Origin of the sequence: Candidatus Arsenophonus triatominarum (assembly GCF_001640365.1) — a bacterium.
In the GTDB taxonomy this organism is placed as follows: domain Bacteria; phylum Pseudomonadota; class Gammaproteobacteria; order Enterobacterales; family Enterobacteriaceae; genus Arsenophonus; species Arsenophonus triatominarum.
Genome location: NZ_LWMI01000001.1, coordinates 45825 through 64776, shown reverse-complemented (window position 1 = coordinate 64776; position 18952 = coordinate 45825). Strand labels below are relative to the sequence as shown.

Annotated in this window: 16 protein-coding genes, 1 tRNA gene, 1 other RNA gene and 12 pseudogenes; 20 read left to right on the top strand and 10 right to left on the bottom strand. The window is 38.9% G+C overall.

Going from position 1 to position 18952, the window contains the following annotated elements; genetic code table 11:
* Positions 1-11 precede the first annotated feature (11 nt).
* From AYJ55_RS27600 to grcA, 4 genes and pseudogenes are all read right to left on the bottom strand, one after another.
* Positions 12-845, bottom strand: a pseudogene (locus AYJ55_RS27600) (IS3 family transposase); the annotation flags it as partial.
* A 68-nt stretch (positions 846-913) separates the two neighbouring features.
* Complete coding sequence (locus AYJ55_RS00410) at positions 914-1408, bottom strand: Rpn family recombination-promoting nuclease/putative transposase (protein WP_245677218.1); 495 nt, start codon at positions 1406-1408, stop codon at positions 914-916.
* Positions 1409-1774: 366 nt separating this feature from the next.
* Entirely contained in the window at positions 1775-2527 is a 753-nt protein-coding gene (locus AYJ55_RS00405) for a Rha family transcriptional regulator (protein WP_063653472.1), read from the bottom strand.
* 617 nt (positions 2528-3144) lie between these two features.
* A pseudogene (gene grcA / locus AYJ55_RS00400) lies at positions 3145-3531 on the bottom strand (autonomous glycyl radical cofactor GrcA).
* A gap of 20 nt (positions 3532-3551) precedes the next feature.
* On the opposite strand from grcA, the pseudogene AYJ55_RS24345 reads away from it, so the two are divergent.
* From AYJ55_RS24345 to ung, 7 genes and pseudogenes are all read left to right on the top strand, one after another.
* A pseudogene (locus AYJ55_RS24345) lies at positions 3552-3653 on the top strand (transposase); the annotation flags it as partial.
* Positions 3654-3723: 70 nt separating this feature from the next.
* Positions 3724-3994: pseudogene (locus AYJ55_RS35290) on the top strand (IS701 family transposase); the annotation flags it as partial.
* Between the two features lie 196 nt (positions 3995-4190).
* A pseudogene (locus AYJ55_RS00395) lies at positions 4191-4493 on the top strand (transposase); the annotation flags it as partial.
* Positions 4494-4530: 37 nt separating this feature from the next.
* Positions 4531-4896: an IS630 transposase-related protein gene (locus tag AYJ55_RS00390; protein ID WP_063653415.1), complete on the top strand. Its 366-nt coding sequence runs from the start codon at positions 4531-4533 to the stop codon at positions 4894-4896.
* The gene (locus AYJ55_RS00385; RefSeq protein WP_162505291.1) at positions 4820-5353 is read left to right on the top strand and encodes an IS630 family transposase; all 534 of its coding nucleotides are present in this window, start codon (positions 4820-4822) and stop codon (positions 5351-5353) included. Before AYJ55_RS00390 ends, AYJ55_RS00385 begins: the two co-directional genes overlap by 77 nt.
* 166 nt (positions 5354-5519) lie before the next feature.
* Positions 5520-5873, top strand: a pseudogene (locus AYJ55_RS35285) (transposase); the annotation flags it as partial.
* 477 nt (positions 5874-6350) lie between these two features.
* Positions 6351-7034 (top strand): uracil-DNA glycosylase, encoded by a 684-nt coding sequence (gene ung, locus AYJ55_RS00375; RefSeq protein ID WP_063653467.1) that lies wholly within the window; start codon positions 6351-6353, stop codon positions 7032-7034.
* Positions 7035-7072: 38 nt separating this feature from the next.
* Here ung and grpE read toward each other — a convergent pair whose 3' ends face one another.
* Positions 7073-7681 carry a nucleotide exchange factor GrpE gene (grpE, locus tag AYJ55_RS00370; RefSeq protein ID WP_063653465.1) on the bottom strand — a complete coding sequence of 203 codons (609 nt, stop codon included), beginning with the start codon at positions 7679-7681 and terminating at the stop codon, positions 7073-7075.
* Between the two features lie 303 nt (positions 7682-7984).
* Between grpE and nadK the strand changes: the two genes are divergently transcribed.
* From nadK to bamE, 3 genes are all read left to right on the top strand, one after another.
* Entirely contained in the window at positions 7985-8884 is a 900-nt protein-coding gene (gene nadK, locus AYJ55_RS00365; RefSeq protein WP_063653463.1) for an NAD(+) kinase, read from the top strand.
* A gap of 86 nt (positions 8885-8970) precedes the next feature.
* A complete protein-coding gene (recN, locus tag AYJ55_RS00360; RefSeq protein WP_063653461.1) occupies positions 8971-10632 on the top strand; it encodes a DNA repair protein RecN in 1662 nt (553 codons plus the stop codon).
* Positions 10633-10745: 113 nt separating this feature from the next.
* Complete coding sequence (gene bamE, locus AYJ55_RS00355; protein WP_063653459.1) at positions 10746-11105, top strand: outer membrane protein assembly factor BamE; 360 nt, start codon at positions 10746-10748, stop codon at positions 11103-11105.
* 103 nt (positions 11106-11208) lie between these two features.
* On the opposite strand, the gene AYJ55_RS00350 is transcribed toward bamE, so the two are convergent.
* A complete protein-coding gene (locus AYJ55_RS00350) occupies positions 11209-11499 on the bottom strand; it encodes an RnfH family protein (RefSeq protein WP_063653457.1) in 291 nt (96 codons plus the stop codon).
* The gene (locus AYJ55_RS00345) at positions 11492-11926 is read right to left on the bottom strand and encodes a type II toxin-antitoxin system RatA family toxin (protein WP_063653491.1); all 435 of its coding nucleotides are present in this window, start codon (positions 11924-11926) and stop codon (positions 11492-11494) included. The genes AYJ55_RS00350 and AYJ55_RS00345 overlap by 8 nt, the downstream gene beginning before the upstream one ends.
* Positions 11927-12200: 274 nt before the next feature.
* Between AYJ55_RS00345 and AYJ55_RS34305 the strand changes: the two are divergent.
* Positions 12201-12308 (top strand): annotated as a pseudogene (locus tag AYJ55_RS34305) (IS982 family transposase); the annotation flags it as partial.
* Between the two features lie 91 nt (positions 12309-12399).
* Here AYJ55_RS34305 and AYJ55_RS35280 read toward each other — a convergent pair.
* Positions 12400-12498, bottom strand: a pseudogene (locus AYJ55_RS35280) (IS701 family transposase); the annotation flags it as partial.
* A gap of 107 nt (positions 12499-12605) precedes the next feature.
* Here AYJ55_RS35280 and AYJ55_RS31390 point away from each other — a divergent pair.
* From AYJ55_RS31390 to ssrA, 4 genes are all read left to right on the top strand, one after another.
* Positions 12606-12881, top strand: a complete 276-nt coding sequence (locus AYJ55_RS31390; protein WP_222703373.1) for a transposase — start codon at positions 12606-12608, stop codon at positions 12879-12881.
* A 33-nt stretch (positions 12882-12914) separates the two neighbouring features.
* Entirely contained in the window at positions 12915-13076 is a 162-nt protein-coding gene (locus tag AYJ55_RS31385) for a transposase (protein ID WP_222703372.1), read from the top strand.
* A gap of 213 nt (positions 13077-13289) precedes the next feature.
* Positions 13290-13772, top strand: coding sequence for an SsrA-binding protein SmpB (gene smpB / locus AYJ55_RS00335; RefSeq protein ID WP_063653454.1), 483 nt, complete (start codon positions 13290-13292; stop codon positions 13770-13772).
* Positions 13773-13829: 57 nt separating this feature from the next.
* Positions 13830-14193, top strand: a transfer-messenger RNA (tmRNA) gene (ssrA, locus tag AYJ55_RS00330).
* A 285-nt stretch (positions 14194-14478) separates the two neighbouring features.
* Here the strand turns inward: ssrA and AYJ55_RS00325 are convergent.
* Positions 14479-14554 (bottom strand) — tRNA-Lys (locus AYJ55_RS00325).
* Between the two features lie 301 nt (positions 14555-14855).
* On the opposite strand from AYJ55_RS00325, the gene AYJ55_RS00320 reads away from it, so the two are divergent.
* The 4 genes and pseudogenes from AYJ55_RS00320 to AYJ55_RS24330 all read left to right on the top strand — a co-directional run.
* The gene (locus AYJ55_RS00320; protein ID WP_063653452.1) at positions 14856-15347 is read left to right on the top strand and encodes a Rha family transcriptional regulator; all 492 of its coding nucleotides are present in this window, start codon (positions 14856-14858) and stop codon (positions 15345-15347) included.
* A gap of 68 nt (positions 15348-15415) precedes the next feature.
* Positions 15416-16458, top strand: a pseudogene (locus tag AYJ55_RS32310) (IS3 family transposase); the annotation flags it as partial.
* A gap of 85 nt (positions 16459-16543) precedes the next feature.
* Positions 16544-17443 (top strand): transposase family protein, encoded by a 900-nt coding sequence (locus AYJ55_RS00305; RefSeq protein WP_063653450.1) that lies wholly within the window; start codon positions 16544-16546, stop codon positions 17441-17443.
* 52 nt (positions 17444-17495) lie between these two features.
* Positions 17496-17621 (top strand): annotated as a pseudogene (locus tag AYJ55_RS24330) (IS3 family transposase); the annotation flags it as partial.
* An 8-nt stretch (positions 17622-17629) separates the two neighbouring features.
* On the opposite strand, the pseudogene AYJ55_RS00300 reads toward AYJ55_RS24330, so the two are convergent.
* Positions 17630-18081, bottom strand: a pseudogene (locus tag AYJ55_RS00300) (transposase); the annotation flags it as partial.
* Between the two features lie 66 nt (positions 18082-18147).
* Here AYJ55_RS00300 and AYJ55_RS00295 point away from each other — a divergent pair.
* Positions 18148-18931 (top strand): annotated as a pseudogene (locus tag AYJ55_RS00295) (integrase core domain-containing protein); the annotation flags it as partial.
* Positions 18932-18952 lie beyond the last annotated feature (21 nt).

Sequence of the window (18952 nt, the reverse complement as noted above, 5' to 3'; positions counted from 1 at the left end):
CATCACCTGTTTGGGATGCCCACGTAGTTCCAAGCCATTTGTAGTGCTTTGGCGGTTAATTCTGAGTCTGGTGCAAATGACATTGCCCAGCCCACCGGTTTTCGGGCAAACAAATCCAATACCACAGCCAGATAGGCCCATCGTGAGCCTGTCCAAATATAGGTTACATCGCCGCACCAAACCTGGTCAGGCTTTGTAACAGCGAACTGCCTATTGAGCAGATTTGGAATATCAATACGTTCATTTCCACCGCGGTTGTATTTATGTTTTCGCTCTTGGCAACTGACGATGATTAATTCTTTCATCAACTTACCCGCTAACCACCGCCCAAGTTTCACGTTGTGTGTATTGGTAACCATCGTGGCGATAGTCCTTGCGCCAGCAGAGCCGCCACTAACGTTCCACGCTTCGCTGACTAGGCTACGTTTTATCGTCCGCTCAATATCTGGCTCCTTAGGCCGACACCAATGGCGATAACTGCTTCGGTGAACATTAAAAATACGACACAAAGTTTTCACCGGATAAAGCACTCTTAGCTTTTCAACTACCGAAAATTTTTCAGTGAGTCGGACATTTAAGAGCGCAGTAGCCTTTTTTAAGATGTCATTCTCCATTTCCAGCCGGTGGATTTTTTTCTTCATTTCTCTGAACTCAATTTGTTCAGGTGTTAATGGCAGACCAGGCGATGTTTTCCCTTGACGTTCTAAACGAAGAGCTCTTACCCACCGGCTAATCGCTGAAAGACTGACGTTCATGCCTTTCGCGGCTTCCTGGTAGGTGTAATTTTGGTCAAGGACTAATTTGGCGGTTTCACATTTAAATTCAGCAGTAATTATTTTACTCATTTCGGCACCTATAAAAATTATGAGGTAAGCATATCACCTCAACTTAGGTGGCCAAATTTAGTATGCCACTACACATCAAGCGTGGTGACATCGACTAGCTTAAACGGTTTGGTGTATATCTTTTCGGCAATATCTCTGCCACTAAAGCAGTCTAGCCAGTCTGTACTATACGGATGAGGGCTTTTCTCACCGCAATAAAACAGGATGGGAAAAACCAGCGGCAACTCTTTATGACCAGCCTCTAAATGCTTTTGCATGGCAGCCATACTGTAGCGCATGAGTCGCCATGTCATGAGCTTGTCAGGGGTTGATTGGTGTTCAATCAGCAAATAGAGATAACCTTGTCCCTTTTCTGTTTTGACAGAATACAGGATATCACTCTGGTAGTTTTTCATCTCACTATCAACAAATGAGCCAGATTCCACTTTGAGGCTATCTAAGTCACACAGTGCCTTAATCTCATCCGGTAGCCAGATATCAAAGAAATCTTTAGCGGTCTCTTTTTCACTTAAAAACTGCTTAAATACCGCATCATGGGGCGTTGGGGTGAATTTTTTAGCCATTTGATATCTTCAATTATCGTTAATAGCAATTTGTATTTGCTCAAATAAAAGCTATATTGAAAAAGTTATTTATTTAGTGGTCCAGCTTTAACATGACGCCCCTATTGCTTAGGGGCATTTTTCAATGACTCGGACTAAATCGGTATTTGCTACGTTTTTCCAACACCGCACCAGTTTCTTTTGCCTTTCTCTCAGCCTCACACCGTCTCGAAATCGCCAAGCGTCGCCCGTGCCATTTGCCAACCTTGCCATCCAGACTTCACTATCTTTGCTGGGTGGAATTAACCGCTTTTTGGTAGCTTTGATTTTCTTTGAACATTATTCACCTTAACCTTAAACAAACAGCCCCATCACAGGGGCATCATATTAGCAGCGCTGGAGGAAGTGAGTCAATTCCGCTTTATGCCAACCTGAGAGTGCAACATTTAGCATTAGCTGGTTATCCTGTGTAGCCTGAGATAACAAAGTTTCTATTTCAGCAATAACTCTATCTGCATTTTCACGTTTGCGGATAATTCGTTTAATCGCTGTTTTCTCTGCATCCGCTATGACATCTTGTAAATGCTCTGTTACATGCCAAATACGCTCACACTCAGAAGCGATAGAAGGAACTAGTCGTACTTCCATCGAATAAGGTGAGGGGATACCGGTGACTTCTCGTAATGCATACCAGATGGCATTATTCCATGCATCTCTAAAACGAAAGTTTTGAGTCATGAGAGCGATGATACGAGCGAGATTTTGGGTATCTTTGTTGCTGAACTTTTCATGTGCTTCAGGTTGGTATTTTGGTGCAGAGTGAAGTTTTGATTCCATGCGGTTGAATTCAGCAATGTAGGCTTCCTTGAATTGCGCTGCTTTCTTGCCTGTAAATCCCATCACCAAGAATACGAAGCCATCTTTAGTCATTTCGTACTCTTCGTATACATTTCCGTTATGTTCAAACGGAACCCTCGAAAAGTTGATGGTTAAGAATTGCTCAGAGCATTCTAGATTTTTGATTTTTTCAATGACATGAAAATGCTGTTTACCAAAATATGAAGCTACTTGGCGAGAGGTAGTTATAGCTTTCCCATCGTGAATAAATACATTAGGAATGGTTGTTATTTGACTATTCATATTTTACGTCCTCGTAGATTTATAAAACCCTAGTTTCAGTAGGGCGGTCGGGTACTTGAAACCCGCTACGAGACGGCCAACAGTTTTCCCCTTTTCAGGGTTTTGTATTTTCTGTTCGCTACCCGACCATAATCTATGGACGTAAAAAAACCGCTAGACTGTCGGGTGCGGATATCCGCTCGTAGAAGGTGGTTTCAAGCACCTGATAGAGACTATAGCGCATGATTTCTTCTTTCGTCAATGGGTATTTTATATTCTTAGTTAAACGAATGATTAAGGTTATTTGGGAATTTAAAAAGGGTGAATTAAAACTGAGATTTCAGCTAAAATTAGAACTCACTATAAGTTGTAAGTAATTGATTTATAGTGAGTGAAATCGCTTGTTTTTACGTTTAAATGCGTATATTAAATGAGCTATATTTTTATAACTTATTGATATTTCAGTTTTATGTTTTTATTTGATAGCTTATAATTTATAAGATTTTATCTATTCATATATTATGCTGAATTAAACTTAAAAATAGAGCGTTTTTTTATTGGTGCGAAACTCGTGAAATATTTAAACCATTTATTGATTTATTTGGTGAAATAACGAAAATTAATTGAGCACTATTTTATTATAAACTTTGCGTAAAAGTACGCGTAATAACATCGCGTTGCTGCCCAGGGTTAAAGAATTAAAACGCACCGCATACATAGCCTGAAACACGAATGGTTAATTGAGGATATTTTTCTGGATTTTCAATCGCATCTTCTAATGTTTCCCGAGTCAGAACATTAACATTTAAATGTTGTCCGCCTTCTACTAACACCTGCGGTTTAACCTCAAGGAGAATTCCACGATATTCAAACGAACCTAACAACTCCTTGACAACAATTTGTCCTTCATTAAAAGCAGTTTTAGCGCAAATACAGCGAGCTTCATTTTTTTCGTCGTCTAATAACCAAAAGGAATTTAATAGTGCTGTATTAGCTGCCTTAGTAATCTGAATTCCAATAACCATGTCGATCTCCAAATTCGAAGCACACTTATGGCAGACAGCTCAATCAACATCCGCATATCCATGTCTCCGTCACCCGGGGCGGTTTGGATAGTAAACATGGTGTATGGCGTGAGCTGTTCTTCAACACGAGTTTCGCAAGCTCCGAAAAAGAAGTATAAAGTTCAAAACAAAAAAAATTAGGATGTTTATATTTTGTCAGTTTATCCATGCATTAAAGATATCTACAAAACATTCTTACAGGTGAGCAGTGTGAGATACTCTGGTTTGGCGTTATCAGAAGTAAGCCCATCACCTTTGTCTCATGACAACTATTAGTCGATGGCTAAAAAGCAGGTGTTTTCGACCTAAAGACCTGTGGAGATTAGTTGAAACATCTATAGACAAAAAAAGCCCTTGCGTACTAATTGCCGATGATACATTGATTGCCAAAACACGTAGTAAAAAAATAGAGATGGTTCATTATCAGTCACGAGTTTCGCACAGGCATATAAAATTCCAGAAATGGCTTAAAAGCAAAGGTTAATTTGCAAGTTACTAAAACGTATAAATTTGTTTAACTTACAATAAGTTGCTTTAATTTATAAGATTTTGTCTATTTATATATTATGCTGAATTAAACTTAAAAATAGAGCGTTTTTTTATTGGTGCGAAACTCGTGTCAGTATTCAGGTAACGAACATGATGTTATTGCTGGCATAGGTTTAGTTAATTTACTTTGGCATAATCTAACAACTGTTGAATCAATTCCTATTGATTATCGTATTTATGATAAAGATTCCGATGGAAAAACAAAAAATACGCATTTTTCCGAAATGCTCGCACTTGCTAAAAAAAGAGGGATCAAGCCTGAAGCGGTAGCGATGGATGCTTGGTATTCTAGCCTGGATAATCTGAAATCAATTCGCTCTCATGGTTGGGTTTGGGTAACTACGCTGAGAAAAAATCGGATTGTTAACCGTAATATAGCTAGGCGACTTAATTTTGATTACAAGGTGTGTTATGAGTTATACAATTGATTTTCGACGTAAAGTAATATCTGTAAGGAAAGCCGAAGGTTTAACAATTCGAGAAACTGCGAAACAATTCCGTATTGGAAAAGCGTCTTTAGTACGTTGGCTTAAACGACCAGAGCCAAAAAATTCAACGCCACGTAAGAGGAAGCTCGATAAAAATGCTTTAGCAAAAGATGTGGAACAGTATCCAGATGCTTACCAAAAGGAACGGGCAGAGCGATTCGGTGTTTGTAAAAAGACTATTTGGCAATCCCTTAAAAAGCTGGGATTAACCTATAAAAAAAACTCTATTCCATCCAAAAACCAACGAAAGCGACAGGCTGGCACATCAGCAAAAAAGACAACAGTATGAAAAAAAAGATAAATCTGTTGTTTTTATTGATGAAAGTGGTTTTTCACATGACACTCCACGAACTCACGGCTATTCCCCAAAAGGTCACCGTTGTTTTGGCCTGAAAAACTGGGGTGCTAAGGGAAGAACAAATGTTATTGGCGCTTTATTGGGAACAACCCTTTTTGCTATCGGATTATTTGATTGCAATATTAATCGTGATGTTTTTTATGTTTGGATCACAAAAATATTGCTCCCAGAACTTCCTGAAAATTCTGTTATTTTTATGGACAACGCTAGCTTTCACAAAGGTAAGAATATTGAACAGGCAATTATAAACGCAGGACACCAGATAGAATATTTGCCTGTGTATTCACCAGATTTAAATCCTATAGAACATAAATGGTCTCAAGCTAAACGTAAAAAGATGGAAACAGGATGCACTATCGATGACCTGTTTTTAATACATATGCTGTAATCAAAATTAAGTCGCCTAGCTATAAAGACGCTTTTCCAATACGGAATTGTTTCGCAGTTTCTCGAATTGTTAAACCTTCGGCTTTCCTTACAGATATTACTTTACGTCGAAAATCAATTGTATAACTCATAACACACCTTGTAATCAAAATTAAGTCGCCTAGCTATATGACCACCGGACTGGGCAGCACCGGCAGTAGACCCTGCCTCAGGAAGAGATGATTAGGCGTTATATTAGCCATATTCCGGCGAGGCATTTTAAGATAGTGCGTTACTACGGTTTTTTGTCGAATCACAAAAGGGGCGTGCTATTGCCGAAGGTGTATAAGGCGTTGGAGATGACGGCGCGTAAAAAACCGGAGAAACCTGATTTTGCCGTGCTGATGAAAGGGTTTCTGCGCAAATGTATTCTGTGTGGCGACAGGCTATTTTTTACCAGCGCCCAGGCTGGCAAACAGGCAACGAAATTGTTGTCAGAAAGACTGGATAACCTGGAGAAAAAACGAGGGTTACTCAGCTAAACCTAGGGTTAATGTCTCTAAAATTAGGGTGTTAGATGAAAAAACACACTATCTGATGAAAATTCGACCTGCAACAGTTCCAATAAACCGATTCTATCTCCCTTTAGCAATAACGGATGGCTTTTACTCCTCACCTTAAGTGCGATTCAATTTGCTAACCATCAAGATTGAAATAACAATTTGAAATTATTTTCAAATTGGCTATTTGCTATAACCATTATTTCTATAAAATATAGATCAATTAAATATCATCAATTCATTGACATTAATCAATAATTTCAAAGCGTTATTAATAATATTATCGACAGATTACTGTTTTAAATCAATTTTTCATTTAAAAAAATTCATATTTTTTAGAAAATATTTTTAATATGAAAATATAGAATGAAAAATAAGCGATTTCCGTTTTAAAATTTACCTCATATAACGTAGATGTTAAGTTAAACATGATATTAATCAAAACCTAAAGGAATGGTTATGCCCTCTTTGCCCAGCTGGCACGATGTCATCGGCCTAGAAAAAGAACAAGATTACTTCCGTAACACCCTGGCTTATGTTGCCAAAGCACGTCAACATGGCACAACAATCTATCCACCACAAAAAGATGTCTTCAATGCTTTCCGTTACACCGAACTCGGCGAAGTAAAAGTTGTGATCCTAGGACAAGATCCTTACCATGGTCCTAATCAAGCGCACGGACTCTCGTTTTCAGTTCGGCCAGGTATTCCTGCACCGCCTTCACTGGTTAATATGTACAAAGAATTGGCAAAAGACATTGCCGATTTCCAATACCCTAATCATGGTTATCTCGTCAGTTGGGCACAACAAGGGGTATTATTATTAAACACGGTTTTAACAGTTGAACAAGGCAAAGCTCATTCCCACGCCCATCTTGGCTGGGAAACATTTACGGATAAGGTTATTGCGGCAATTAATCAACACCGTGCTGGCGTGGTTTTTTTATTGTGGGGATCCAATGCGCAGAAAAAAGGCCAATTTATCGATAACCAAAAACATTTTGTGCTTAAAGCGCCCCATCCTTCACCACTCTCGGCCCATAGAGGTTTCTTTGGATGCAGACATTTTTCCAAAACCAATGAAATACTCATAAAACAAGGATTAAGTCCCATAGACTGGACACCGATCGTTCCAGAACAATAAACTAAATGCCACCACCATATGGGTGGCATTATTTCAGTTTATTTTGCTTTTGACACAATCACCATCGCCGGGCGCAGTAAACGACCGTTTAAAGTATAACCTTTCTGCATAACATCAATAACTTGATTAGGTTCATGTTCTTCTGAATCGATCATCGTCATGGCTTGATGCAGTTCTGGATTGAAAGCAACATTCTTCTCCGCTACCACCTTAATACCATATTTGCCAACAGTAGCTAGAAAAGATTTTAAAGTTAATTCAAGTCCTTCAAGCATTGACATCGATTCAGCATTTTCTCGATTAACAAGTTCGATTGCTCTTTCCAAATTATCAATAACGGGTAACAACTCATTTGCAAACCGCTCTAGGGCAAACTTATGTGCTTTTTCAACATCTTGCCCAGTACGGCGGCGAATATTTTCCACTTCAGCTTTAGCACGTAGCAACGCTTCACATTCACGTTTTTGCGCTTCAAGCAACTGCTGCTCTAATTCAGTAATACGTGGATCAATTAATACTTCTTCAGTAGAACTCACTGGTTGTTCGGTCTCAATTGCTTGTTCTTTTGCCTCATTTTTTTGTGATTTTTTTAATTGTTTTTGTTTAGAGGCTTGTTCACCATGCACTTTATGATCTTTACTACTCATGAGTATCTCCACATTCTTTTTAGCATTAATCCAGATTATTAGCTTATTATGGGGATAAAAGTTTGGGATTCAACACGAATTTCACACAGGCATATAAAATTCCAGAAATGGCTTAAAAGCAATGGTTAATTTGCAAGTTACTAAAACGTATAAATTTGTTTAAATTACAATAAGTTGCTTTTAATTTATAAGATTTTTTCTATTTATATATTATGCTGAATTAAACTTAAAAATAGAGCGTTTTTTTATTGGTGCGAAACTCGTGTTCAAGAGAACACGCCAACTTGTAAGAGGAAATAAACCATGCTGACCGGAAAAGCAGCAAAAAAAACATTATTTAAATATATTGGTATTGTTGGTCATCCTCGACATCCAGAGGCATTGGCAACTCATGAACAACTTTATAATTGGCTACGAGCGCAAAAATACAAAGTTATTGTTGAACGACAAATTGCTCAACAGCTTAAACTAAAAAATGCCACCATTGGTGGATTAACAGAAATTGGTAAAACAGCTGATTTAATTATTGTTATTGGTGGTGACGGTAATATGCTCAGCGCTGCTCGTGTTCTATCACGCTATGAAAATAAAGTTATTGGCATCAATCGCGGTAACCTTGGTTTTTTAACTGATCTTGGGCCAGATAACGCGCTACAACAGCTAACAGAAGTATTAGCTGGCCATTTCTATGAAGAACAACGCTTCTTACTGAAAACTCAAATCAGCAAAAAAAATCACAAACCTCGCATGAGTACGGCAATTAATGAAGTCATTTTGCACCCTGGCAAAGTGGCTCACATGATTGAATTTGAAGTTTATATTGATGATCGCTTTGCCTTTTCTCAACGTTCCGATGGACTAATTATTACTACACCAACTGGCTCAACCGCTTATTCACTCTCTGCCGGTGGCCCGATACTCACCCCAAATCTTGAGGCTATCGCGCTAGTCCCTATGTTCTCTCACACCCTTTCATCGCGCCCATTAGTCATCAGCAGCGATAGTAGTATTAAATTAAAATTTAGACAAAAAAACATCAATTATGAAATCAGCTGTGACAGCCAAATTATTTTACCTATTCAAGATGATGATGAAGTCTTAATCAAACGAAGTAATAAAAAACTTAATCTCATCCACCCAAAAGATTATAATTATTTCAATACATTAAGTTCAAAATTAGGCTGGTTAAAGAAAACCTTTTGATTATTTTTAATTACTACTTCACTGTATAAAAAACTAGTTTATACTGTGCTTATTAACAATTATGTTTTTATATACAGGAGAAGCACATGCTTATTCAATTAACCATCAATAATTTTGCCATTGTCCGCAAACTAGAAATTGATTTCCATCCTGGTATGAGTGCTATTACCGGTGAAACAGGGGCTGGCAAATCAATTGCAATTGATGCATTAGGTTTATGTTTAGGCAACCGAGCGGATACCAATATTGTTCGCCCTGGTGCTTCTCGTACCGATATCTGTGCCTATTTTTCTCTTACTGATACTCCTTCAGCACAAGATTGGCTTAAAAATTATCAGTTAGATAACCATAATGAATGCTTGCTACGCAGAACCATCACTGCTGATGGACGATCACGTGGTTTTATTAACGGCACAGCGGTTCCCTTATCACAATTGCGCGAACTAGGGACGTTACTTATTCAAATACATGGCCAGCACGCTCACCAATTATTATTAGATAATCAGCATCAAAAATTTCTATTGGATACTTACGCAAACCAAACCGCTCTCTTGGCTGAAATGAAATCGGCCTGGAAAAATTGGCATCAAAGATGCCAAGAATTAACAAAATTTCAACAACAAGCAACTGAACGTCTGTCGCGCCAACAACTTATTGAATATCATCTTAAAGAATTGGGTGAACTGATACCGCAAGCTGATGAATATCAAAAATTAGAGCAAGAGCATAAACAGCTAGCTAATCGTGAACAATTTCTTTCCTTAAGTAAAAATGCATTACAAATTCTTAATGACAATGATGAACAAAATATTATCAGTATGCTAAATCATGCAAAGCAAAAAATTAATGAGCTTGCTTCTGTTAGTAATCAATTCAGTCATTTACTTGATATGCTTGAAGAGGCATCGATCCAAATTAATGAAGTGAGTAATGAATTGCGTCATTATGGTGATCGAACGGAGCTAGATCCTAACCAACTATTCGAATTAGAACATCGCATCGCGAAATATGTCAATTTAGCCCGTAAACATCGGGTTGCGCCCGAATTATTGTTTGAATTACACCAACAACTACTGGCGGAACAAGAAAAACTAAATCAGCAACAAGATGATTGTGACCACTTAACTAGTCAGGTCGAAGTTCAACATCAATATGCATTAGAAATAGCCGGCAAACTCCATCAAATACGGCAACAATATGCCAGTGAATTAAGTCAATTAATCACCAACAGTATGCATCAACTTTCAATGCCTCATGGCTATTTTACGGTTGATGTAAATTTTAATCCTGAACATTTACAAATTGATGGAGCAAGCCAAGTAGAGTTCAACGTGACAACCAATCCTGGGCAACCACATCAAGCATTAATAAAAGTTGCTTCAGGTGGAGAACTTTCACGCATCGCGCTGGCCATACAAGTCATTACAGCCAAAAAAATGGATACTCCTGCACTTATTTTTGATGAAGTTGATGTGGGTATTAGCGGTGCTACCACCGCGGTGGTTGGAAAATTGTTACGTGAATTAAGCAATTCAACTCAAGTTATATGTGTTACCCATTTACCTCAAGTTGCAGCCTGTGGGCATCACCATTTTTATGTGAGTAAACAGACTAATGGCTGTGAAACAGAAACACAAATGCAATTATTAGATAAAAAAACTCGCTTACAAGAGATTGCCCGTTTACTGGGTGGTAGTGAAGTAACAAAAAACATCCTGGCTAGCGCAAAAGATCTACTTGCTGCTTAAAAACATCTTCAACTTTATTGTATAGTATAGGTCATAGAAAAATGAGGAAAGGTTTTCAATTTCATCAATGTCGATTATTATCGATATTCTGACTCTTAAAGGAATATATAACCATGCGTTGTAAACTGTTAATTGCTGCTGTTATGTCTGTTGTTGTTTTTACAGCGGGTTGTTCTATAGCAGAACGGCTTGTTTACCGTCCTGACATTAATCAAGGCAACTATCTTTCTGCCAGTGATGTTGCAAAAATCCAAAAAGGAATGACGCAACAGCAAGTAGCCTATACATTAGGAACACCAATGCTAAAGGAACCGTTTGGCCAGCAAGTTTGGTATTATATTTTCCGTCAACAGCCTAGACATGAAAAGGTTAAACAGCAAACACTAACACTCACTTTTGATCGCAATGGGATTTTAGTCGACATCAAAAATAACGATACCTTAGCAGCACAAAAAGCATCAACACTTATGTAGATGCTACATAAAGTTATTGATATTTATTTAAATAAATATCAATAGACCGCCAATTAGGCGACATCTAAATTGGCGGTCAACCTGCCTCATTACAAATAGGTTATTAAGATTTTTGTTTGGCTTTTTCTGCCCGTTTACGACGTATCTCTTTCGGATCAGCAAGTAATGGACGATAAATTTCAACCCGATCACCATCAGATAAGATATCAGATAATTTAGCAGGTCGACTATAAATACCGACTTTATTTTTACTCAATTCAATGTCATCTCGAAGCGACAAAATACCTGATTGCATAATTGCCTCTTCAACACTCGCACCTTCCGCTAGCTTGACGTGCAACAAAAATTGCCTATCTGGCAATGCATAAACCACTTCAATATTTATTTCAACCACGATAAACCTCGTGAGCACGTTGAGTAAAAGCTTGCACCATATTTCCAGCCAGCTCTTTAAAAATTCGACCAAAAGCCAACTCAATCAATTTATTGGTAAATTCAAAATCAAGGCATAATTCAACTTTACAGGCATTTTCATTTAAAGGTGTAAATAACCAATTACCCATTAATTTATGAAATGGCCCCTTTACCAACTGTATTTGAATACTCTTATTATTTTGCAATATATTATGCGTAATAAAAGTTTTACTAATACCCGCTTTAGCAACCTCAACCGACGCAGTCATTTCATTATTAACATGATTCAGCACCCGACTGCCCACACAACCTGGTAAAAATTGTGGATATGAATCTACATCATTAACTAAATTGTACATTTTCTCCGCACTATAAGGCACTAATGCAGATCGACTAATTTGCGGCATAACCATTCTCGTCAAATAAATCAAAAACAATAATAACATTGATATACACTTAAACACGAGTTTCGCAATCTCCAAAAAAGAAGTATAAATTTAAAAACAAGAAAAAATTAGGGTGTTCATATTTTGTCCGGTTATCCATGCATTAAAAATATCTATAACCTGAGTTCGGGATAAGAAATAAAGTAAAAGTCTTGCTATTCAAATAATTTAATGCGCATATTTCGTTAAAATACTCTAACAATCTGGTTAAAGAGTAGAGCATTGTTAAACAATTATGAAAAATCTTACTGAACTTTATTGCCTGATGGATGATTTTTGTAAAGACTTGGAGCCAAAAATGCATGAAATTTTGCTGAATAACGGTAGTAAGCGTCGTAGACGATTCTACTCAGCTTTCATGTAGTAGCTCAAATTTAACCTGACAGGTACTGTATAAATAACCGGTAACTGTCAGATTAAGTCTGAGCTACTACAGATGGGCTTACTTCTGATAACGCCAAACCAGAGTATCTTACACTGCTTACTTGTAAGAATGTTTTATAGATATTTTTAATGCATGGATAACCGGACAAAATATGAACACCCTAATTTTTTCTTGTTTTTAAATTTATACTTCTTTTTTGGAGATTGCGAAACTCGTGATTCTGATGGAAAAACAAAAAACACGCACTTTTCCGAAATGCTCACTCTTGCTAAAAAAAGAGGGATCATACCAGAAGCGGTAGTGATGGATGCCTGGTATTCTAGCCTGGATAATTTGAAATCAATTCGCTCTCATGGTTGGGTCTGGGTAACCATGCTGAGGAAAAACAGGATTGTTAACCATAACAAACAACTGAACAAGTTAGACATCTCAAAAGAAGGAATTCCAATACACTTACGAGGCTACGGTTGGGTGACTGTTTTCAAATTTACAGCCAAAAACGGCCATATTGATTACATAGTAACAAACTAAGACAATCCCACCCGTCAATACGTCAAATCTATCATGGATGCCCGTTGGTCTGTTGAAGTTTATCATCGAGAAGTTAAACAAAATTGTGGTATTGAACGCTGTCAGGCTCGCACGAGCCGAGTGCAAAGAAATCAATTTTTCTCGCTATTTCTGCGTGGTTTGAACAACATAAACGTCGTATATCTGAAAAAATAACTCTTTATCAACAAAATTGGCATGTAATCAATAATCAAAAATGCTATTGCTGAGCACATCCGTGTTTTATTAGCGTACCCAAATTAGTTTTGTGCGAAACTCGTGTTAAATAAAAATTCTGCACGACAACTTAGTCTAATAAATGCTCACTTAACACCAAATAATAGATCCTTACCGTGCCATTTATTTATACATACAGTATAATCGCCAATTATGACAAAGAAAAAAGCACACAAGTCCGGTTCGGCAACGATTACGTTAAATAAAAGAGCACGCCATGAATACTTCATCAGTGAAGAAATTGAGGCGGGCTTAGCTTTGCAGGGTTGGGAAGTCAAAGCACTACGCGCAGGTAAAGCTAATATTAGCGACAGTTATGTTTTACTGAAAGAGGATGAAGCTTATCTTTTTGGTGCAACAATTACCCCGCTAAATGTAGCCTCCTCCCATGTGGTTTGTGATCCAATGCGCACCCGAAAGTTATTGCTAAATCAGCGTGAACTAGATTCGCTATTTGGTAAAATCAATCGCGAAGGCCACACAGCGGTAGCATTATCCCTTTACTGGAAAAGTGCCTGGTGTAAAGTCAAAATTGGTGTCGCCAAGGGTAAAAAAGAGCACGACAAGCGTTCTGACATTAAAGATCGCGAATGGAAGTTAGACAAAGCGAGAATTATGAAAAACGCAGGTCGATAATGACCTAAGTGCTAGCATTATTAAGTTTTTTTCTGATATAATTGAAGTAATCAACTTGGGGCTGATTCTGGATTCGACGGGATTTGCGAAACCCAAGGTGCATGCCGAGGGGCGGTTGGCCTCGTAAAAAGCCGCAAAAAAATAGTCGCAAACGACGATAAATACGCACTGGCAGCTTAATAACCTGCGCAGAGCCCTCTCTCCCTAGCCTCCGCTCTTAGGACGGGGATCAAGAGAGGTCAAACCTAAAAGTGATCGCGTGGATGCCTAGCCTGGGGTTGAAGCGTTAAACTTAATCAGGCTAGTCTGTTAGTAGTGTGTCTGTCCACAGCTAGCTGGCGAATGTAAAGGCTAGACTAAGCATGTAGTACCGAGGATGTAGAAATTTCGGACGCGGGTTCAAATCCCGCCAGCTCCACCAAATTTACCTGGTCAGCAGTAGGACAATAACTTTAAAAACAGGAAGTTATAAAAATTAAGCTGACTTCGATATGACAATCATTGGACTTCAAAGTACACTTAAAATGCACGTGAAAGTTAGTTACTAAAAGTTAAGGAGTATAGAGATACCTCCCGATAAATCATTCTACCATGATAAACAGGTTGAATCTTTTCGATAGAATGAGAAGATAATTAAAAAATGTGAGGAAACTCCTGTTGCCGAGATGGAAGCAGCAACAAGCGAACGAGTGTGAATAACAACCAATGGTGGGCTATGCAGGGTTCGAACCTGCGACCGATGGATTAAGATTCCACTGCTCTAGTAACTGAGCTAATAACCCATTACCACGCAATTATAACCACAAAATACCCATTGACGAAAAAAGAAATCATGCGCTATAGTTTACTTGCATCTGATAAATCAGATGTCGGGATTGACCTCTCGCAGAGAAAGCCGCGACATATGCACGCCGCGAGCGTGTTTTTTTAATGTCGTAATCTAGCTACATTCAATGGTGGGCTGGATGGGGCAGCTGAAAAGCTGGCCGGTTGGTTTTCCCGGTAAGGTCAACCCTGTTCAGTTCACCACCCAAGATTGACCTCAACGGTGGTGAGTAAATTTAGAAAACCATCGGAGGTCTTATGACATTTCAATTATCTACTATTAATCCAAAAGTTACTGTTCATAATGGCAAAGCTATTACTACCTCTCAAGACGTTGCAGATTACTTCGGTAAATTGCATAAAAATGTAATCCAAAAAATTGAAACTTTAGAATGTTCAGTTGAATTTGCGTCGGCTAACTTTTCAGCCCACGTAGAAAAAATCAAGGCAGGTGCAGTAATTCGAGAATCTAAATACTACGAAATGACCAAAGACGGCTTCGTATTCTTGGTCATGGGATTCACAGGCAAAAAGGCAGCGCAGTTCAAGGAAGTCTACATTGCCGAATTCAATCGCATGGAAGCAGAACTTCACACTGCACCAAAATACCAACCCGAAGCTCACGAGAAGTTCAGTAATAAAGATACTCAAAATCTCGCTCGTATCATCGCTCTCATGACTCAAAACTTTCGTTTCAGGGATGCATGGAATAATGCTATCTGGTATGCGTTGAGAGAAGTCACAGTGTAGTGGCATACTAAATTTGGCCACCTAAGTTGAGGTGATATGCTTACCTCATAATTTTTATAGGTGCCGAAATGAGTAAAATAATTACTGCTGAATTTAAATGTGAAACCGCCAAATTAGTCCTTGACCAAAATTACACCTACCAGGAAGCCGCGAAAGGCATGAACGTCAGTCTTTCAGCGATTAGCCGGTGGGTAAGAGCCCTTCGTTTAGAACGTCAAGGGAAAACATCGCCTGGTCTGCCATTAACACCTGAACAAATTGAGTTCAGAGAAATGAAGAAAAAAATCCACCGGCTGGAAATGGAGAATGACATCTTAAAAAAGGCTACTGCGCTCTTAATGTCCGACTCACTGAAAAATTTTCGGTAGTTGAAAAGCTAAGAGTGCTTTATCCGGTGAAAACTTTGTGTCGTATTTTTAATGTTCACCGAAGCAGTTATCGCTATTGGTGTCGGCCTAAGGAGCCAGATATTGAGCGGACGATAAAACGTAGCCTAGTCAGCGAAGCGTGGAACGTTAGTGGCGGCTCTGCTGGCGCAAGGACTATCGCCACGATGGTTACCAATACACACAACGTGAAACTTGGGCGGTGGTTAGCGGGTAAGTTGATGAAAGAATTAATCATCGTCAGTTGCCAAGAGCGAAAACATAAATACAACCGCGGTGGAAATGAACGTATTGATATTCCAAATCTGCTCAATAGGCAGTTCGCTGTTACAAAGCCTGACCAGGTTTGGTGCGGCGATGTAACCTATATTTGGACAGGCTCACGATGGGCCTATCTGGCTGTGGTATTGGATTTGTTTGCCCGAAAACCGGTGGGCTGGGCAATGTCATTTGCACCAGACTCAGAATTAACCGCCAAAGCACTACAAATGGCTTGGGAACTACGTGGGCATCCCAAACAGGTGATGTTCCATAGTGATCAGGGAAGTCATTATACCAGTCGTCAGTATAGGCAGGCATTGTGGCGTTATCAGATGACCCAAAGTATCAGTCGCAGAGGGAATTGTTGGGATAATAGTCCGATGGAACGATTCTTCCGTAGTCTGAAGACCGAATGGGTGCCAACGACTGGCTACCAAAGCTTTAGTACTGCTCAGTCAGCCATTAAAATAGTTGCTGAATAGAGACTTGCATTTTTTGTCACGCTATAGACAATAAAAAGAGGTTTAACTTAGAAAATAACGGTTTGAAATGATCAACAAAGAGCGGTTGTTACGAGATAATCGTTTATGTAAAGCAATCATTGGATTATCAGTCGAAGAATTGAAAAATTTAGCCGCTGAATTTTCAGCTTGTTATTTGATTTATCGGAAAAAGAATCGAAAAGATCACGAGCGGCAGATGGGTGCAGGGCAGAAAGGATTTATCCCAACCCCATTAGATAAACTGCTTTTTATTTTATTGTATTTAAAATGTTATCCGACCTATGATTTGCAAGGACTTCTTTTTGGTTTAGATAGAACACGGGTATGTCGCTGGGTAAAAATATTATTGCCGGTTTTAGAGATGACCTTGGGGCGAGAATGTGTTTTGCCCGCTCGTCAAATTCGCTCTGCTGAGGAATTTTTTCGCGCCTTTCCTGGAGTTAAAGACGTCTTTATTGATGGGACAGAGCGACCTGTCCAAAAGCCTAAGAATCTGCGTCGGCGAAAAAAAATGTATTCGGGAAAGAAAAAACAGACCACTCGAAAAGGGCTTATTATGACTGACGAAATGAGGAAAATTGGATTTATCCCCATGATCAAAAATGGGCGCCGTCACGATAAACGCTTACTCGATAAAGTCGATATAATTCGCCATATTCCCCCTGAGGTAACCATCTGGGCCGATACCGGTTTTCAAGGTATAGATAAACAGCATCCTAATACACAAATCCCAAAAAAAGGAACTCGAAAAAGACCTTTATCGCCTGAACAAAAACAAGAAAATAAAATAATCTCGGGCATCCGTATTACGGTTGAACACGCCATCGCGGGTATCAAGCGCCTCGGTTGTATGACCCAAATTTTACGGAATCGTAGACCCTTTATTGATGATACCTTTTTACTCCTTAGTGCCGGTCTTTGGAATTTCCATCTCAGAACAGCCTAAAATTTACTTCAATCACCGAAATACCCTTATTTCACTATTAAGCAACACGCTTATTATTCGCTACATAACCCACTACTATAGCGATATAAGACCTCACTGGTATAACGGTGGATTAACGCCAAACGAATCAGAGCGACTGTTCCGTGAACAGTCAGGTAGGGTGGCCAATTTTAGTTGACCACTACAACTAACGTTCCACGCTTCGCTGACTAGGCTACGTTTTATCGTCCGCTCAATATCTGGCTCCTTAGGCCGACACCAATAGCGATAACTGCTTCGGTGAACATTAAAAATACGACACAAAGTTTTCACCGGATAAAGCACTCTTAGCTTTTCAACTACCGAAAATTTTTCAGTGAGTCGGACATTAAGAGCGCAGTAGCCTTTTTTAAGATGTCATTCTCCATTTCCAGCCGGTGGATTTTTTTCTTCATTTCTCTGAACTCAATTTGTTCAGGTGTTAATGGCAGACCAGGCGATGTTTTCCCTTGACGTTCTAAACGAAGGGCTCTTACCCACCGGCTAATCGCTGAAAGACTGACGTTCATGCCTTTCGCGGCTTCCTGGTAGGTGTAATTTTGGTCAAGGACTAATTTGGCGGTTTCACATTTAAATTCAGCAGTAATTATTTTACTCATTTCGGCACCTATAAAAATTATGAGGTAAGCATATCACCTCAACTTAGGTGGCCAAATTTAGTATGCCACTACAAACACCGCAGTAGTAATGAACTAAAAAAAAAGCATTTTTGTTTCGGGAAGTGGCGTTCGCTCTATTTGGCCGCGCCATAATCTCGAAAATTTTACAAAACGCCTAAAAGCGCTTGAAGATAAAATCGCAACAGAAGGAATTATCCTGTCAGAATCACAAATCAGTGCTCTAGAAAAGAAAGCGCAAGATGATGAAGCCTGTGGTGAGATTGAAACAGCGCATCCAGGTTATCTGGGTTCACAAGATACTTTTTATGTCGGTCATTTAAAAGGCGTTGGTCGTGTTTATCAACAAACTTACATTGATACTTACAGTAAAGTCGTTCATTGTAAGCTTTACACAACAAAAAGCGCGATAACAGCGGCAGATTTATTAAATGACAAGGTTCTCCCTTTTTATTCCCAGCATGGGTTACCGGTGTTACGTATACTGACGGACAGAGGCAGTGAGTATTGTGGTAAAGTTGAACATCACGATTATCAACTTTATCTCGCTATCAATGATATTGATCATACAAAAACTAAAGCTCGTTCACCTCAAACTAATGGGATTTGTGAACGCTTCCATAAAACTGTATTACAAGAGTTCTATCAGGTGGCTTTTCGTAAGAAAATCTATAGGGCTTTAGATGAATTACAAGCTGATTTAGATAAATGGTTAGCGGAATATAATAACCAAGGCACTCATCAAGGAAAAATGTGTTGCGGTCGAACTCCTATGGCAACTTTACACGATGGAAAACAACTTTGGAGAGAGAAAGATTTAAATCAAATTTAACCTGACAGATACTGTATAAAT

What these genes read in the sequence shown, in the direction of transcription:
- AYJ55_RS00390 (WP_063653415.1), top strand. Translation starts at nt 4,531, where the DNA reads ATGAGTTATACAATTGATTTTCGACGTAAAGTAATATCTGTAAGGAAA.
- AYJ55_RS00410 (WP_245677218.1), bottom strand. Translation starts at nt 1,408, where the DNA reads ATGGCTAAAAAATTCACCCCAACGCCCCATGATGCGGTATTTAAGCAG.
- recN (WP_063653461.1), top strand. Translation starts at nt 8,971, where the DNA reads ATGCTTATTCAATTAACCATCAATAATTTTGCCATTGTCCGCAAACTA.
- AYJ55_RS00305 (WP_063653450.1), top strand. Translation starts at nt 16,544, where the DNA reads ATGATCAACAAAGAGCGGTTGTTACGAGATAATCGTTTATGTAAAGCA.
- AYJ55_RS00345 (WP_063653491.1), bottom strand. Translation starts at nt 11,926, where the DNA reads ATGCCGCAAATTAGTCGATCTGCATTAGTGCCTTATAGTGCGGAGAAA.
- AYJ55_RS31385 (WP_222703372.1), top strand. Translation starts at nt 12,915, where the DNA reads ATGGATGCCCGTTGGTCTGTTGAAGTTTATCATCGAGAAGTTAAACAA.
- AYJ55_RS00320 (WP_063653452.1), top strand. Translation starts at nt 14,856, where the DNA reads ATGACATTTCAATTATCTACTATTAATCCAAAAGTTACTGTTCATAAT.
- smpB (WP_063653454.1), top strand. Translation starts at nt 13,290, where the DNA reads ATGACAAAGAAAAAAGCACACAAGTCCGGTTCGGCAACGATTACGTTA.
- bamE (WP_063653459.1), top strand. Translation starts at nt 10,746, where the DNA reads ATGCGTTGTAAACTGTTAATTGCTGCTGTTATGTCTGTTGTTGTTTTT.
- ung (WP_063653467.1), top strand. Translation starts at nt 6,351, where the DNA reads ATGCCCTCTTTGCCCAGCTGGCACGATGTCATCGGCCTAGAAAAAGAA.
- AYJ55_RS00405 (WP_063653472.1), bottom strand. Translation starts at nt 2,527, where the DNA reads ATGAATAGTCAAATAACAACCATTCCTAATGTATTTATTCACGATGGG.
- nadK (WP_063653463.1), top strand. Translation starts at nt 7,985, where the DNA reads ATGCTGACCGGAAAAGCAGCAAAAAAAACATTATTTAAATATATTGGT.
- AYJ55_RS31390 (WP_222703373.1), top strand. Translation starts at nt 12,606, where the DNA reads ATGCTCACTCTTGCTAAAAAAAGAGGGATCATACCAGAAGCGGTAGTG.
- grpE (WP_063653465.1), bottom strand. Translation starts at nt 7,681, where the DNA reads ATGAGTAGTAAAGATCATAAAGTGCATGGTGAACAAGCCTCTAAACAA.